Consider the following 15,367-nt stretch of genomic DNA (forward strand, 5'->3'; position numbering starts at 1 on the left):
TCGAACAGGCCACGGCGAGGGCGCGACGTGTGGCACAGAAGTTCGCCGGGCAGTTCGTTAGCTTGGGTGTCCGGATGAAAGGCTTATGGAAAGGATGATCGCGACAGGGACCGGCTCGCTGGCACGGAGACCCGCTGGCAGTGTGCGGGTCGTGCCAGCAAGCGAGCGCAATATTTCCACAGAGAGGAAAGCAGTATGTACAAGACCATGATTGCAGCGGTGCTCGGCATCGCGGTTGCCGCCGGTGCTTCCGGCGCCCTCGCCAAGCCGAATGGCGACCTCCCGCCAGGCCTCCAGAAAAAAGTCGAGAACGGCGGTGAGCTTCCCCCTGGCTGGAAGAAAAAGCTGCAGGTGGGCCACGTGCTCGAGCACGACATCTACGAGCACGGTGTAATTGTGAAGCCGGTGGATCGCCACGGCATCGTCACCATCAGCATCGAGGGCGAGCTGGTGCGCCTGATGCACCACAGCCGTGAGATTGTCGAAATCCTCAGCCACTGAGATCCCGTAACGCGGGCCCTGCCGGGCCCGCTATGTCGGCCCCCTTTTTCTCCCCCTCCCGTTACCTGTGTTCAACTTCTCTTTCCCTGTCTGTTAGCCTCCCGATGCGTTCCCTGGTCTATAAAGGGGGACCTGAAATAAATATCAATACGGCTGACGGAGGTACTTATGACGATTCAGCGACACGGCCTCTCGGTGGGTCTCGAGCGTACCGACGACGAGCTCTTCCTGTCCTTGCACGTGCGCGGCAAGCTGACCCACAAGGATTACGAGACCATGGTGCCGATCCTCGAGTCGGCGCTCGCCGGTATCAGGAACCCCAAGATCAATGTGTTCTTCGACGCCAGGGAGCTGGAGGGCTGGGAGGCCCGGGCGGCCTGGGACGACCTCAAGCTGGGGCTGAAGCACGGCCGCCAGTTCAATCGCATTGCCATGGTGGGGCACGAGCGCTGGCAGGAGCTGGCCACACGGGTCGGTGGCTGGTTTATCGGCGGTGAGGCGCGCTTTTTCGAGGATGAGCACGCCGCCATGGCCTGGCTCACCGGCGAAGCCGAGTAACGGCCAATCAATGACAGGCAGCTCGCGCTGCAGATTTCATCCCTGCCGGGCCTGCCGTAGAATGTCCCGCTCAGAACAAAAACTGCGGCAAAAGGAAGCTTTGCATGTTTGAGTGGGTGGCAAGCCCCGAGGCCTGGGTGGCGCTGGCAACGTTGGCGGCACTGGAGATCGTCCTCGGGATCGACAACATTATCTTTATCTCCATCCTCGTGGGGCGCCTGCCGGAAGACCGGCGCGAGTCGGCGCGCTTTATCGGCCTGGCCCTGGCGATGATCACGCGGCTGGCGCTGTTGTTTTCCATCGTCTGGATCATGGGACTGGTGGAGCCCTGGTTCAGCGTATTTGGGCACGAGATTTCCGGGCGGGATGTCATCCTTGTGGGCGGCGGCCTGTTCCTGCTGTTCAAGGCCACCCATGAGATTCACCAGAGCCTGGAGGGCCTCGAGGGCAGCGGCAATACGCATGTGGTGTCGAGCTTCGGCATGGTGCTGGTGCAGATCGCCATCCTGGATATCGTCTTCTCACTCGACTCGGTGATCACCGCCGTGGGCCTGGTGGACCAGATTTCCATTATGGCGGTGGCGATTATCCTGGCAGTGATCGTGATGCTGGTGGCGGCCAGGCCGATCGGGGACTTTGTCGATCGGCACCCGACCGTGAAGATGCTGGCCCTGTCCTTCCTCATCCTGGTGGGCTTTACCCTGATCCTGGAAGGCTTCGAGGTGCATGTGCCCAAGGGTTATATCTACTTTGCCATGGCCTTCTCGGTGGCGGTGGAGATGCTCAACCTGCGCCTGCGCAAGAAGCGGGCCGAGCCGGTGGAGTTGCACAAGCCCTACACGGAAGAAGCTGTGGAGGGGGCGCCCCCCGGCGACCGATAGTGACAGCGAAAGGCGGCCCGCGGGCCGCCTTTTCTTTTAGCGGCCGGCTTTTTCCGGCTGTTTTTTATAAAAAGTACAGTGCGGTGTACACCAGCAGTGAGATGGCGATATAGGCGTGTTCCACGCGCCTGCGCCGGGCTTCATCGTTGCGCGCGCCGCAGAGGTCTATCACCGCCTGGCGCAAAAGAAATGTATACAGCACGTAATAGGTGAACGGGACCAGGTGGTGAACCACGCTGTAGTCGGCCAGTGAGCGGCCGGTAAATCCCAGCAGCAGGCCGAGTTCGTTGTAAATGCCCCAGATGCCAAGGGCCGCGTTGATAAACATCCAGCGCACAGCATCGCGGCCGAAGATCAACTTGTAAAACAAGAGGTAACAATAAATCCCGAAGCCGCCAAAAACATAGATTACGCTGAAAGATGGTTCATTGCTGAAGTAGGCCTGGTAAAAAGCGATTCCACCGAAGACGCCCATGTGGAACAGGAAGAATGGATACAGGAAATCCTTCTGCGCTCCGCGACTCTCGATATAGGGTTGCTCGCTCATTGGTCTTCTCCCTTGCCACGAGCCTGTTTCGCCAGCGCGGCCTCTACCAACCTGCGCTCGCTATCAGTGAGTGGCTGGTAGCCACGCAGGTAGGGCCAGCCGTAGCCCCAGCGGAATGACGTAGGCAGGAAGGCGGAGCCGCCTACGCGCACGCCGGCCAGCATCATAAGCGCGATATCGGGTTCGCCGGCATCGGTGACGCAGGCTTCAAGTGCCCGGTCTGCCTGCAGCCGCTCAGCGTAGGTGCCACCGTGCCAATAGGCCAGGTCGTGGGTGCGACAGCACTCCAGCCAGAGTTCCGGTTTCTCCACAGTACCGTCCGGGAACAGGCTGCAGCCGTCAGAGGTGAAGGGATCGATCGAAGCTGGCTTCGCGGTAGCCGGTGCTACCGCGAGCAGAAGCGCGTAGGCCAGTAAGCCCGATCCTGATTTTGTATCAGTAAGCGCTGCTGGCATGACTCCCTCCGTCCTTGCGAAAGTGCCCTTTATAGCAGTATGCGCCGCTGCCGAAAAATTTTTCCGGGAGATCGCTTCAGGCCACGCGCCGCAGCCTGCCGCCGGTCGGCGCCGGGCGGTTGGGGAAATTCGGCCCGGTGGGGGTGGAGTGCTTCAGCAGGTAATCCACAATCGCGCCCCGCAGCGCGGCATCGCCGCCCTCGATACCCTGGTTGCCGAACAGCCGGTTGAACTCGATTACGTAAGGGTGCCCGCCCACCATGGCGATATCAAAACCCGCATGGTTGATGCCGAGCGTCCGTGCCAGGTGTAGCGCCAGGTCGATGGCTGCCTGGGGCACCGGGCTGCGGTCCACGAAGCCCCCCTTGGCCACATTGTTGTAGAAGCCCTGTGCCGCCTGTAACCGCCAGTAGGCGGCCAGCACCTGGTCGCCCACAATCACGATGCGGATATCCCTGTCGATGGGCAGGTGTTCCTGCACGTAGAGCACATCGGTGCGGCTGACGTACTCGCGCCAGTCCTCGCGGGAGTCGATCAGCCAGACGCCGTTGCCCTGGGACGCCTTGGGCAGCTTCGCCACGAAGGGGTGATCCATCTCCTCCCACAACCGGGCGGCATTTTCGGGTGTGTTGGCCAGGATGCGCGTGCAGGGTGCGTTGGCCGGCGCCACCACTTCGAAGGCGCGGGTCATCTCGATCTTGTTATGGCCCAGTCGGTAGCTGGCCTCGCTCGGGAAAACCCGCGCACCCAGCCCATAGGTCAGGGCGTTCAGTTGCCAGTACTCGGGAAACAGCACCCAGTCGGCAGCGGCAATGGCATCGCGCTGCCGGAACACCTCGTCCGGTTTCAGCTGCAGCGTGTCGGCAAAGCCCAGGGTGCGGAAAACGTTAAAAGAGACCCACGACATCTTGTTTCGACTACAGGAAGCCCGGCGGGAGCCTGGGCGGGGGTAAAAACGAGGCGCGTTTTTAATCCAGCTCGGGAGGGCCGTCAAGCAGATTAAAAAGCCCGCCGGAGTTGCCGTACAAGGCCCAAAAAATATCGGCAGTGGTCAAAATATTTGAACTGGAACGGGTATTGGCCGGCAGCGGAATGTTTTTCGCCAAGCGAGGCACGGCGGAGAGGGCAGAGCGGCTAAAAGTCTGCCTGTTGCGAACTACTGTCCCACTGTGGTGCGGAAAAACTATTGCGAACTGGAAATTTCCCGCTGGCGGAAGGGACTGAGTTCTTCGGTGACAATGGATATCACGCGCCGGTCCAGCGGCACCCAGCGGTGCAGGGCGACCGGTACCTCGTAGCTGGTCCCGAGCGGCAGGAGGGCGCTGCTGTGGGGCACTATGGTGATGTCGTAGCGGGTCCAGATGGAGACCGGCTCGACAGCGGCGAGGCTGTGCACATCCTCGTTCATCCTGGCCAGGAAACTGCTGCCCACGCCCAGCTGGCGGCCGCCGCGGTAGGGCAGGCAGTTGGCCCACAGGCTACCAAAGTGCGGGCTGGCCATGGAGATGAACTTGTGTACGTGCTCCAGCCCGCCCAGGTGCTGCAGGTAGTGGCGCGCCACGATGCCGCCCATGCTGAAACCGACCAGGGCGAAACTCTGCTCCGGCTCCACCAGCGCCTCGGCCTGGCTTTTCAGCTGGTGCGACAGGAACTCCATGCCATACCAGCCCGAGTTGTACTCCAGGTGAATGTAGTGGGCCGAAAAACCGGCCGCATCCAGGGACGCCTTCATGCGCTTCATGGAGTAGCCGAGATCGAAGATGCCGGGTACCAGCAGCACCAGGTTGCTCATCCCCTTCATGCCTGCCCCCTCGCCTTGCGGGGGTGAGAACAGGAAATATCCGGGATGAACGAGGGAATGGAATAGGGACCGGGCCCCACGGCGACCTCCGCAAGCGGGTGGCTGAGTCCCAAGCTTAGCGCGGCCGGGCCGGGGCCGAAACCTGCGGGGAGCGGTCGATTACCTTTGTTGCCGCCACTCCCAGCCGGAAGGAAAAATCACCTCCCGCAGGTGCGCAGGCCGAACAGGCGGTATAGCGGGCACCAGCGCAGGGCACCGGTCAGGATAAAGATGACCGCGACCAGGCCCAGTACGGCGGCAGTCATACCGCTGATGGTGCCGGTGAAGTAGAGCGCCGCAATTACCGCGGCCAGCGCTAGCCGTACCAGGCGGTCAAGTGTGCCCACGTTTTTCTGGATTTCCATGAGATACCCCCAAAAAGGTCCGTTGCGGATTTGTTGGTGGGCGGCCTGGTGAGCGGCCCACACCGGGTGTATCTATAGCCTGCGACGGCTTTCGGGAAATTGATCCAGGTCAGGAGGAAGCAAAGTCGTTGCCTGCGCGGTGGCGTCCCCACCCTGTCATCGATCCCCGGTAAGCGTGGTGCGCACCTTGTCCAGCACGTTGCGGATATATGTCCTCACGGTTGGGGGATTCTCCTTTGGCTTGCGCGGTGTTTCTCGTCGCACTTCCCGCATGCGGGCCAGCTGCTCGGCTCGTGCCTTCTCCTCTTCCAATCGGGTGCTGAGCGACAGCAACGCTTCGTTGTCCGGTGCAATGCCCAGGCCGCTGTGCACATAGCGGTGGGCGTCCTCATAGTCACTCTCATCCATCTCGGCGCGCGCCAGGCGGATATATTCAGCGATGATTTGCGAGATACCGGTACGGGCGCGCGTATTATCGGCATCCAGAGCAAGGGCCTGGCGGAAATAGTGCAAGGCATTGTCCTCCTCCGGCAGGCGCAGCCTGCCCTTCTGCAGCGCCCGTGTACCCTGCGCGAGATAGGCATCCAGTTGCTTCTGTTCTGCCGTTTTCAGGCCCAGCATGGCCTCCAGGTTGGTGCTGTCCAGCTGCAACACTTTGCGGTAGAAGTCGCGGGCGTTGTTGTCTTCCGGCGCCAGGTAGCGACCGGACTGCATGCTCGCCTGGGCCTGAGTCAGTAGTCTCTCAATTTCCCTTTCTGTCTCCGTTTTATAAAAGAAACCGAAATAGGCAGCTGCCAGTATCCCGCCGGTTGCCAGTGCGGTCGGTATAAGCTTTGCCCGCCGAGACGAGGTTTGTCTGCGGCGATCGGGCGGTGGGACCTCCGCGCACGAAATGTGAGCCTCGCTTGCCAGCAGCCGGTCGATTTCCTCGAGCAGCTCGCGACAAGACTGGTACCTCTCGCCGGGCAGTTTGGCCAGCATTCTATTGAGTAGTGGCGACAGGAAGTCGATTTCTGGTGGTAACCGGGGCGGCGGCAGCTGGATATGGTTCAGCGCCGTGCTGGTATGGCTGTCCCCACGGAAGGGGTTGTAGCCGAGCAGCAGTTCCAGGAGCACCACACCCAGGCTGTAGATGTCCGTGGTTCCATCGATGGGCAGGCATTGTGCCTGTTCCGGACTACTGTAAGAGGGGCTTCCCAGGCTCAGTCCGGACTGGGTCAGGTCAGAGTCTGCAGCGACATCCTTGGCGACTCCGAAGTCAGTCAGCACCGCGGTGCCGTCGTCGCGGAACAGGATATTGCTCGGCTTTACATCCCGGTGAATGATTTCGTTCTCGTGCACCACCGCCAGCCCCTCCGCTACCTGGCGCACCAGCCGGAGGATTGCAATGGAGTCTGAGGGCCGGGCAGCAGTTTCAGCCAGGTCCCCGCCTCCGGCAAATTCCATGGCGATGTAGCAGTCGCCATTCTCGAGCGTTGAAATATCGTAAATGGTAATGACGTGAGGGCTGTTCAGTCCGGCAATAAAGCGCGCCTCGTTGATGAAGCGTTCGGCTACCTCAGGCTCGCTGGTGTTGCGCAATACTTTGACCGCCACCTTGCGGTTCAGGGATTCCTGGGTGGCGAGGTACACAGACGCCATACCGCCATGGCCGATGGCGGTATGGATGGTGTAGCCCGGTATGTGAATGTCGGCAGAATTCATATACGCCTGATCTTTTCGAAAGTCGCGCCAGGAACTGGCCGGGAAAAGCAGGGCGGGGCGCGGTGTCGATACCCGCTAGATTAGATAGCCGAGTGTCGCCGGCTTTACAAACGTCCGCACGTGACTCGCGAACAAAGGCGCGTCGGCCATTTTGCATGATGGAGTGGGTTAATCTTTGTTCCGGGCGTCGGCGGCGAGCTTGTCGTACCAGTCGGCGTAGGGCGTATTTTTTACCAGGTGGCGGTTGTAGTCGGGCGCACCGTCCTTCCACCACACCGGGCCACGTTCGCCCAGGGCCACCTTGGCCCTGTGCACGCCCTGTCGGGCGTCTTTCTCGCCGGTCTTGTCACCGGCCCTGGTGGCACGACCCACCGCCGAGCGGTGGCGCATCAGCTCGCGGGTCAGTTCCTCGCGTTGCGTTTCCGGGAGTTGCGGGTTGCTCATGCGCCACAGCCGGCCCCGGACGACAAAATAGCGTCCGTCCGGTGTCACTGGGTGGCGCATGGCTTCCTCCGCGGCGGGAATCGATTACAGGTGTTCGGTGATGTCCCAGGCCTCGCGCGCACTGTCCGCCGCGATGAGGGTTTTCAGCAGGGCGGTGTGTCCCTGGCCGCCGATCGCGATGACCCGGGACCCCGGTTGCGCCACTGCCTGGATGTTGGCATACATTCGCAGGTTGCGGTGCCACCAGCTGGCGGCGGCATCAGCGCCCGCGAAACCGTCCCCGGCCCCGATGTCGTTGGTGGCCATGTAGAGATTAATATTAACCTGGTCTTCGGCGGGGTCGTTGGTCAGCTGCAACAGGCGCCGCAATGAGAGGGTGCTGTGGCGCTGCTCAATCAGCGCGGTAATGCGGCTGATCTCCTTCTCGACACGTTGCTTGCGGTCGGTGGCGTGCTGCTCCATATACTTGAACAGTGGCTGCGGTTGCCAGGAAACTTCCTGCTCGTCGTAGCAGGTTACCTGGTCCAGCCCGGCACTGGCCGCTATGCGGAAACCCAGCTGCTGGTTTTCGTTGGTGTTCAGCTGATGCTCTCCCGCCCGATAGTCGGCATACAGACGATCGTAGTGGGCCTGGTCCGCCGGCTCGCATTCGAGCAGGACGTGGGTGGGCGACAGGGCTCCCAGGCGTCCGGTAAGCTTTTCGAGGTAGGCCTGGCTTTCCTCGGTAAGGACATTGATCTTGTCGGCCTTGATATGGTCCAGCCCGGGATTCTCGAAGTGAAATACGCCGAACAGCATTACTTTAGCGGGCTGCGGATCCATCGGCTCGGGAGCGGGATTGCTGGCGCGGGCTGTTAAACTGAATGAAACAAGAAGCGCAGTGGTGAGCAACAGGGTTTTTCTTTTCATCATTATCCTCGTCTGTGGTAGGTCATAAACTGGCGATACTCAGCGGGTCACTGAGTATTGGACGTGTCCAGTTGCATCAATGGATGCGCCCGGCTGGCTCACTGCTCCTGCCGTGTCTCGTTTTCCGCTTCCTCTACCATGCGATCCAGGCCTTCCAGTTTTTCCTGCAGGCCGGCGGTCCTGCGCAGCAATATCACATGCATCGCCAGCATGCTGACCAGGGAAAGCCCCGCTACTGCCGCGCCTGCCCACCACAGCCAGGTGGCTGACGGCCATTGCTGCACTGCGAGTGCGATCAAGCCGAAGCCGATCGCCCAGCGGATTGCCCACATGGCGACACGGCGCCTCAACGATACTGCGAATGGCGCGGTGAGAGCCTGCAACTCCGCGATCTGCTCCCTGCTGTTGGTTTCGTAACTTTCCATGGGAATCCTTTTTTGCCAAGTGAAGGACTGTGTTGCTTTGTGTTGCTTGCGGCAGTCCGAAAGACGGGGTTGATAGCCCGGCGCCCGGGGATGTTCTTGTCGGGCCCGGTAAATTTACCGGTGATAGTGTAACTAGTACAGGGAGTGTTATTGCACCCTGTCATGCATCCCGGCTTAAAGACAGATTGCCAACAGCGCGGAAAGCGGTAAGGCGACGGGGCGGTCGTCATTCGGCGGAGTCCCGCAGGCTGATTGTTGCGGGCCCCGGCTCAAAACTCTTCCCTGTCCACAAATGGAACCCCGGTGAGATCTGCGCACCGCTGCCCATAACGCCGTGCACGCTCGTAAAGGCCGGCACCGGTGAAGTTGGCCAGGTTCATATTCAGGTTAAAGCCTGTGGCGCCATCACGGGAGGTTTTCTCTGCCAGATTTACCGCAAAGGAGGGTATATTGCTGTTTCGGCCGCTGGAATAGCGCACGATAGTGATCCGCTCGAACCGGGCAAGAGCCACTTCCTCTTCCCAGCGAAACCAGAGCCACTGTCCGCGCTTTATCACGGTCTTGTTGTCCAGGTCGATAAACCGGCTGACCTTGCCAAACAGGGTCCAGATTCCCAGCAAAAGCAAAACAGTACCGAACACGGTCAGGATAGCCGAGCCGCCCTGGTAGCCGTGGATAGAGAAAACCAGCCCGAAGGCGATAGGAAAAATGGCTATGATCTTCGGTGCAAGGTTACGGCACGGCTGGTAGATTCTATTCTCTTCCAGGCCATTGATTGAGAAGGCTTCCGGATCCAGGGGCACCAGCGGGAAAATTCTCTTGACCGCACGGTTACCGATGATCAGGGGGATGCCTGCGAAAAGGAAAATGTCCTGCAGGAAATCCTCTGAGTTTCCGCTAAACGCGATATGGATGGCCAGGGGCACGACCAGCAAGGAAAGCAATAAATTCGCGAGCGAGCGCTTACTCTCGGTTGTCATCCCTTTAACTTCCTTATTATTGGTCGCTGTTACGGTACGCGGCTTGGGTACCTGCGTTGCAATATCTTGGTCATCGGCCGTACAGGCCTGTCACCCAAGCGCCAAATCACTGCCTATAAACTATTGCAGCAGGAACTGCCGCCGCAATCGCCGGGATAGATGATCCGCGGCCAGCGTCAGCGCGGCACTCACGGCGATCAACAATAGTGCCACGTCGAAGCGCAGGAACTCGAATGCCGAATCGATATAAAAGCCGAGCGTGGGAATGCCCAGTATACCGAGCATGGCGGTCTCGCGGATGATGATCTCCCAGCGGTAGAAGCAGTAGGCCAGGAAGCGCTGGTAGAGGGTGGGCACATAATAGTATGCAAATCGGCTCACCGGCCCGGATTCCATTACGGCCGGCGCCAGTTCGTCGCTGTGCTTGCCCAGCAGGTGGGCGATGATGGCGCCGTTGTGCAGGGTCATGGCGGTGATAGCCGGCAGCATGGAGGGACCAAGCACCAGCAGGAACAGGAAGTTCAGCAGGTATTCGGGCAGTGAGCGAATCACCAGCAGCAGGCTGTCGCCAAGCCGCCGTGGCCAGCCGGACACGAAGTGCGATGAGTTGAGCGTGGAGGCCAGCAGCGCGAGAGCCCCGGTGAGCACCAGTACGATCTGCGCAATCAATATCGTATTCCACACTCCGGTGGCTACCTGTTCGCCCAGCCAGGCCAGCCAGCGACCGGTCTTTTCCAGCGGCCAGTCCTGGCGCAGCGGCGCGGGGATGCAGTCGTAGAGGAACTGCCGCAGGTTTGGGCCGTACCACTGTCCCGTCAGCGGTCGGGCGATGAACGCCGCAGGCACCAGCAGCCAGAGCCAGCGCGCCCGGAACCAGAAGCGCAGGGACCAGACCATCGCCAGCAGCGTGTACAGCAGGGCGCTGGCCGCGGAATAGTCCCCGGTGCGAAGTGCCGTTTCCAGGTGGAAGCCGATGGTCGGCAGGCCGATAAAGCCGAGCACCACCGAGGAACGGATCGCGCACTCCATGCGGTAGGCGGTGTAGCTGCGCATGGCGTGCGCCGCCAGCGGCAGCCGGGTGTAGAGGAAGTGGCTCAGGCTGGGGCCGGCTGCAGGCTTCACCGAGTTGGCTGGCCCCGGATCCACTTCCTCCAGCTGTTCGCCAAAAACCTTGGCCATGGTGCCGCTGAATGGCAACAGGATCGCCAGGACGCCGGACAGGGTGGAGATGCCAAACAGCTGGATAAAGATCAGCGCCCAGAACACCTCGTGCACCGACCGCAGGCAGGCGGCAAGAACGCGCACCCAGGCGCGATGATAAAAGGCGGCAAACAGGAAGCCGAGCGCGGCGGCCAGGATTACGCCCTGCAGGGCAAAGGTCAGTGTGTAAATCACCCCGTCGAGCCACTGGCGCGGGTCAGGGATGCGTGGGGTAACGAGCCCGTGTGCCATGAGCCAGAGCTCATGGCCGGGACTGCGGGTCGTGATGTCGATATCCGCGAATACCAGGCAGGCCGCCGCGATTAGTGCGAAATAGAAGGTGAGCCTGCGCAGGCTGCGGGTCTGGCTGAGGAAGCCGGTCACCGGTACAGCCGCTCGATGGCTGCGCCGTCGGCCTCCGCTGCAGGGCAGTCGAGCACCACCCGTTGGTCCTTAAGGCCGATCACCCGGGTGCACAGTTGCAGCGCCAGCCCGGCGTTGTGCATGGCGACCACCGCCGTCGAGTGTTGCTCCAGCATCAGCCGCAGTACCGCCTCGCCCTGGCGGCGGTCCAGCGCCGCCACCGGCTCATCCGCCAGCAGGATGGGTTTCTGCTGGTAGAGCGCGCGCGCGATGGCGACCCGCTGCTGCTGGCCACCGGAGAGTTCTCCGGCCTTGGTCCACAATAGTCCGGCAATACCCAGCGGCTCGGCGACTTCAGTGATTTCAGTCCGGAAGCGCCGCAGCGGATACAGCAGGTTTGCAAGGTTGGTGAGGGCGGCGTGGCGCTCCAGTGAGCCGGCGTAGATGTTGTGAAAGGCCTTGAGCTGCGGCACCAGCGATGCCTGCTGCGGACACCAGCTGGCCCCGCCCGGCAGCAGCCGGCGGATATGTCGCAGCAGGGTACTCTTGCCCGCGCCGCTCTTGCCCAGCAGTGCGATGCGCTCCCCCTCCATAATGGTGAGGTGATCGACAGCGAGCGCCAGGCGCTCCGGGTCCTGCCGGCGCTCGCCGGGATAGGTCAGGCGGCTGCTATTGAGCTCGACCAGCACCGGCATCAGAAGTCGTCGAGCAGGCCGATCTCGGTGGCCGTTTCTTCGATGGCGCTGTAGACGCTGTTGTCCGCGGGCACGAAGCGGGACCGGGGGAAGCTGCCGAGGATCTCTTCGTTGTCGAGTTCCAGCAGCGCGCGGGTCAGGCGTGCCTTGAAGCCCGCGCCGAACTGCTGGTCGATATCCCCGCGCACGGTCCACTGGTAGTCGGCGTAGGCCGGCGTGGTCCAGATCACCGAAACCCGGTCGGTGTCCACCTCGCCTCTGGCCACGGCTTTGTCCCACACCGCGTAGTTCACCGCGCCCACCTCGTAAGCGCCGGACTGTACCAGGGCGATGGTGCGGCTGTGGTCGCCGCTGAAGCCCACCCGGTCAAACACCTCGCCCGGTGCCCTGCCGAAGGCTTCGCGGATATGGAACTCGGGCATCAGGCGCCCGGAAGTGGAACCCTTGGAGCCGAAGGTGAAGGTGCGTCCGGCGATCGCCTCCGGCAGTCCCTCGCCGGGCGCGATGCCGGTACTCTCGTGGGCGATGAAATAGGTCTTGAAGAATTGATCCTCGTAGCCCTGGGCAATGGCCTCCGACCCGGGCACCGCCCGGCGGGCCTGTACCCCGGACAGGCCGCCGAACCAGGCCAGCTGTACCTGGTTGCCCCGGAAGGCGGTGATCGCGGCCGGGTAGCTCTTCACGGGTACGTAGCGCACCTCCAGGCCCAGCTCACCCGACAGGTAGTCGGCCACCTGCTGGAAGCGGCGCACCAGTTCTGCCTCGTTCTGGTCGGGGATGGCGGTAAAGGTGAACTGCGGGCGGGCGGTATCGGCGGCGAAGCCGGACAGGGACGCGAGCAGTGCCAGTATCGCGGTCAGGTAGCGCATCGGGGGGTAACCTCTTCGGGCTCGATGATCGGGGTATCAGGATAAAGGGCGCTTTTTAGCGTAACTGGCCTACTTTTACAAACCACTCTCGGGGATTGGCAGCACGGTCTTCTGTCACAGGCATGAGGCTGTAGACGCCGTGGCCGCTCAGGTAGTCCGTCAATGCCGACAAGGTAGTCTCAGTTACACCATTGGCGTTCACACGGCTCGCCGTCATTGTTCCCATCCATTTTCGTGCCCGGGCAGTTGCGTAAAAAGTAGCGGGCCTCTGCACAAGATGTCATCTGCGAACAGTGAGTACGGCTATCGCAGCGGAATGTTGTCTTTGCAGAGTTGGCGGGGCGGGACGACACGTCGTCAGGTGAGCTGGAGTGCGGTACGTATCTGTTGAATAGCGCAAGCCCAGCAGTGATAGCTATTATTGCAGTAAGCACATACCTGACAAACGAGCCACCGTTTACCTTTGGCGCTATTCGGGCGCTCTTACTTTGCCTGGAGCGCGTGCGAATGATGTTTTCGGCCCGGACCCTGCCCTCAGAATCTTTGCGCCTCTCGAACGACACTATTTCTCCTTCCCTGGGGCGAACTCCATCTACCGGAAACGCGGAAATATGTACAAATATTTCTTCGGCATCTTGCGGGCTTTCGATAAAGCCGAATCCCCTCTCATCATTCCACTTCTTCAAAGTGCCGTGAATTCTCATATTAGTATTCTCTTTGCGGGTGGCGGCTGCCGAAACAGGAAGAGCGCAACTGTTGTTGCTTAAAGGTATTCGGGACTATATGCGGGACAGTATCTCGCGCAGCTCATTTTCTTATACATTTCTATCCACGGGTGAAGGAGCGACGGTTTGGCCCGTTGCCTTCGAGCCCAGATAGGCAGAGTTGAACGCAGCAATATGCGCAGCTACCCGGGTTATTCTTTATCTTTCCGCCTAGTCCCGATGCTGATAGAAAAGAGATGGCAATAATGGGTGGCGAAAAGGTCAGGCGACGCTCTCAGCTGTGGGCTGGGTATCCTTTTCTGGTGCTTTCTCAACGAAGGTTGCTTTTACTCTCTTTGAGACAAGCATGTAGGGAATCCAGATAACTCCGCCAATCAGCGTCCGTAAAAATTCCTTGGTGGTGTCCGGATCAAACACCGGTTCGCTTGGAAAAATTCTGGTGACCATCCATGAATCGAGCGGTATGAAAACCAGCGACACAAGTATGATGGCAATAAACACTTTCGGGAATAAATAGTGTTTCGAAAAGAACAGGTAGACAAGGTATGTTAAGGCAACTACCAGAATGGAGTTGTATGCTATTTCCCCGATCAGCAGTGGGCCCCACATGGGATGATAGGCTTCCGACCCGACGGTGGTCAGGGCTTGCCAGGTGCCATCTTCAAAAATGGGCTTGTAGATCGGGATATAGGTTATCAACATCCGGATCGGTGCTATTACTACCCCAAGCCCTACCAGGATAAGCCAGCCACCCAGACCCTTTGTTTCATTATTATCATTCATGGTAATTCTCATTTTTAGCCTTCAATCCACAAGAAAATTCAGGTGCATGTCTGCATGAGTTTTCCCGCGTGGTCATATTTTCGTGTGTATGGATATCCACGGATCCATTTAATCACGCTTTCAGTATGTAATCCTGCGTAATTTGGCGCTCGAATCAGTTCGAAATGACCAGCGCCTGCAGGAACAGCTGTACTGCGGGATGCCCGGCAGCACTGCGCTTGAAAGTGGCGGCGTTCTGGATTTCGTATTGAAAGCGTTCGGGGCGCAGCGCCAGCAGCTGGCCGCTGTCGACGTGGCGGCGGGCCAGGTAGGTGGGCAGGAAGCCGATGAACTTGCCGGACAGGAGCATGGCCACGCGCGCGGCCATATGGTTGGCGGTGCTTTTGTTGGGAAACAGCCGGTAGAGGTGGGCGGCTCCCGACAGTACCGCATGGCTCGGGGCGGCCAGCTCCTGTGCGGTAAGCGACTCCTCACTTACCTCCGGCTCGCCGGCCAGGGGGTGGCTCCTGCCGCAGTAGAGCAGTGACTGGTGGTGGAACAGGGGCCGGTAGTCGAGGCCGGGCCGTTTCGAGTGCAGGGGGTTGATGCCCACATCCGCGCGCCCGGCGAGGATCTCCAGCTCCAGTTCCTGGGGGGCGGCAAGCTGCACATCCAGCTGTAGTTGCGGTGCCCGCTCGCGCAGGCGGGCCAGGGTCGCCGGCAGGTCCAGCTGGGGGATTTCCAGCACGTCGTCCGGCAGCACGATGCGCAGGCTGCCGGTCAGCTGGGACTGGATGGCGTTCACCTGGCTCTTGAACGACGCCAGGTGGCCGTCCAGCTCGCCGATGGCCTGGTACAGGGCCTCGCCTTCCGGGGTGAGCTTGAAGTCGGCGCGGCCTCGGGAGCGCAGGCACAGCTGCATGCCCAGACGCGTCTCCAGGTCGGTCAGGTGCAGGCTGATGGTGGAGCGGCTGATGTTCAGCGCCACCTCGGCCGGGGCCAGCCCGCCGGCCCGCACCACCTCGCGGAATACCCGCAGCAGGCGCAGGTCCATGTCCGTGATGCGCCCGCCCAGTGCACTCTTGCCACCCATCTGTTGCCCTCCCCCTGTTGCCTACGCCGGTCCGGGAGCCGGCTCTGGCGC

Annotated in this window: 19 protein-coding genes; 3 read left to right on the top strand and 16 right to left on the bottom strand. The window is 60.8% G+C overall.

Annotated features, from left to right (window positions below; translation table 11 throughout):
* Positions 1 to 195: 195 nt before the first annotated feature.
* The 3 genes from BLT26_RS13695 to BLT26_RS13705 all read left to right on the top strand — a co-directional run bounded on the left by BLT26_RS13695 (position 196) and on the right by BLT26_RS13705 (position 1,940).
* Complete coding sequence (locus tag BLT26_RS13695) at positions 196 to 501, top strand: hypothetical protein (protein WP_091515569.1); 306 nt, start codon at positions 196 to 198, stop codon at positions 499 to 501.
* A 168-nt stretch (positions 502 to 669) separates the two neighbouring features.
* A complete protein-coding gene (locus tag BLT26_RS13700) occupies positions 670 to 1,059 on the top strand; it encodes a SpoIIAA family protein (RefSeq protein WP_091515572.1) in 390 nt (129 codons plus the stop codon).
* Positions 1,060 to 1,163: 104 nt separating this feature from the next.
* Complete coding sequence (locus BLT26_RS13705) at positions 1,164 to 1,940, top strand: TerC family protein (RefSeq protein ID WP_091515575.1); 777 nt, start codon at positions 1,164 to 1,166, stop codon at positions 1,938 to 1,940.
* A 64-nt stretch (positions 1,941 to 2,004) separates the two neighbouring features.
* Here the strand turns inward: BLT26_RS13705 and BLT26_RS13710 are convergent, their stop codons facing one another.
* The 16 genes from BLT26_RS13710 to BLT26_RS13785 form a co-directional block, all read right to left on the bottom strand.
* Complete coding sequence (locus BLT26_RS13710; RefSeq protein ID WP_091515577.1) at positions 2,005 to 2,487, bottom strand: hypothetical protein; 483 nt, start codon at positions 2,485 to 2,487, stop codon at positions 2,005 to 2,007.
* Positions 2,484 to 2,942 (bottom strand): hypothetical protein, encoded by a 459-nt coding sequence (locus BLT26_RS13715; protein WP_091515578.1) that lies wholly within the window; start codon positions 2,940 to 2,942, stop codon positions 2,484 to 2,486. The genes BLT26_RS13710 and BLT26_RS13715 overlap by 4 nt, the downstream gene beginning before the upstream one ends.
* A 76-nt stretch (positions 2,943 to 3,018) precedes the next feature.
* On the bottom strand, positions 3,019 to 3,849 hold the full coding sequence (locus BLT26_RS13720; RefSeq protein ID WP_091515579.1) for an ATP-grasp domain-containing protein: 831 nt from the start codon (positions 3,847 to 3,849) through the stop codon (positions 3,019 to 3,021).
* A gap of 276 nt (positions 3,850 to 4,125) precedes the next feature.
* The gene (locus tag BLT26_RS13725; RefSeq protein WP_091515587.1) at positions 4,126 to 4,743 is read right to left on the bottom strand and encodes an esterase/lipase family protein; all 618 of its coding nucleotides are present in this window, start codon (positions 4,741 to 4,743) and stop codon (positions 4,126 to 4,128) included.
* 197 nt (positions 4,744 to 4,940) lie between these two features.
* A complete protein-coding gene (locus BLT26_RS13730) occupies positions 4,941 to 5,147 on the bottom strand; it encodes a YgaP family membrane protein (RefSeq protein WP_217631447.1) in 207 nt (68 codons plus the stop codon).
* A 156-nt stretch (positions 5,148 to 5,303) separates the two neighbouring features.
* Positions 5,304 to 6,851 (bottom strand): protein kinase domain-containing protein, encoded by a 1,548-nt coding sequence (locus tag BLT26_RS13735; protein WP_091515588.1) that lies wholly within the window; start codon positions 6,849 to 6,851, stop codon positions 5,304 to 5,306.
* 168 nt (positions 6,852 to 7,019) lie between these two features.
* Complete coding sequence (locus BLT26_RS13740; RefSeq protein WP_091515591.1) at positions 7,020 to 7,355, bottom strand: hypothetical protein; 336 nt, start codon at positions 7,353 to 7,355, stop codon at positions 7,020 to 7,022.
* A gap of 24 nt (positions 7,356 to 7,379) precedes the next feature.
* Positions 7,380 to 8,204, bottom strand: a complete 825-nt coding sequence (locus BLT26_RS13745; RefSeq protein WP_175453125.1) for a DUF5694 domain-containing protein — start codon at positions 8,202 to 8,204, stop codon at positions 7,380 to 7,382.
* A 98-nt stretch (positions 8,205 to 8,302) separates the two neighbouring features.
* The gene (locus BLT26_RS13750) at positions 8,303 to 8,629 is read right to left on the bottom strand and encodes a hypothetical protein (RefSeq protein ID WP_091515596.1); all 327 of its coding nucleotides are present in this window, start codon (positions 8,627 to 8,629) and stop codon (positions 8,303 to 8,305) included.
* Between the two features lie 269 nt (positions 8,630 to 8,898).
* Positions 8,899 to 9,609, bottom strand: a complete 711-nt coding sequence (locus BLT26_RS13755) for a hypothetical protein (protein WP_091515600.1) — start codon at positions 9,607 to 9,609, stop codon at positions 8,899 to 8,901.
* Positions 9,610 to 9,729: 120 nt separating this feature from the next.
* Positions 9,730 to 11,193, bottom strand: coding sequence for a PhnE/PtxC family ABC transporter permease (locus BLT26_RS13760; protein ID WP_091515604.1), 1,464 nt, complete (start codon positions 11,191 to 11,193; stop codon positions 9,730 to 9,732).
* Entirely contained in the window at positions 11,190 to 11,867 is a 678-nt protein-coding gene (locus BLT26_RS13765; protein ID WP_091515606.1) for an ATP-binding cassette domain-containing protein, read from the bottom strand. Before BLT26_RS13765 ends, BLT26_RS13760 begins: the two co-directional genes overlap by 4 nt.
* The gene (locus BLT26_RS13770) at positions 11,867 to 12,736 is read right to left on the bottom strand and encodes a putative selenate ABC transporter substrate-binding protein (protein WP_091515607.1); all 870 of its coding nucleotides are present in this window, start codon (positions 12,734 to 12,736) and stop codon (positions 11,867 to 11,869) included. The genes BLT26_RS13765 and BLT26_RS13770 overlap by 1 nt, the downstream gene beginning before the upstream one ends.
* A 179-nt stretch (positions 12,737 to 12,915) precedes the next feature.
* Entirely contained in the window at positions 12,916 to 13,440 is a 525-nt protein-coding gene (locus tag BLT26_RS16720; RefSeq protein WP_091515608.1) for a cold shock domain-containing protein, read from the bottom strand.
* A 282-nt stretch (positions 13,441 to 13,722) separates the two neighbouring features.
* Complete coding sequence (locus BLT26_RS13780) at positions 13,723 to 14,244, bottom strand: DUF2569 domain-containing protein (protein WP_091515933.1); 522 nt, start codon at positions 14,242 to 14,244, stop codon at positions 13,723 to 13,725.
* Positions 14,245 to 14,398: 154 nt separating this feature from the next.
* Positions 14,399 to 15,316, bottom strand: coding sequence for a LysR family transcriptional regulator (locus BLT26_RS13785; RefSeq protein WP_091515609.1), 918 nt, complete (start codon positions 15,314 to 15,316; stop codon positions 14,399 to 14,401).
* Positions 15,317 to 15,367 lie beyond the last annotated feature (51 nt).

This window comes from Microbulbifer yueqingensis (assembly GCF_900100355.1).
Classification (GTDB): domain Bacteria; phylum Pseudomonadota; class Gammaproteobacteria; order Pseudomonadales; family Cellvibrionaceae; genus Microbulbifer; species Microbulbifer yueqingensis.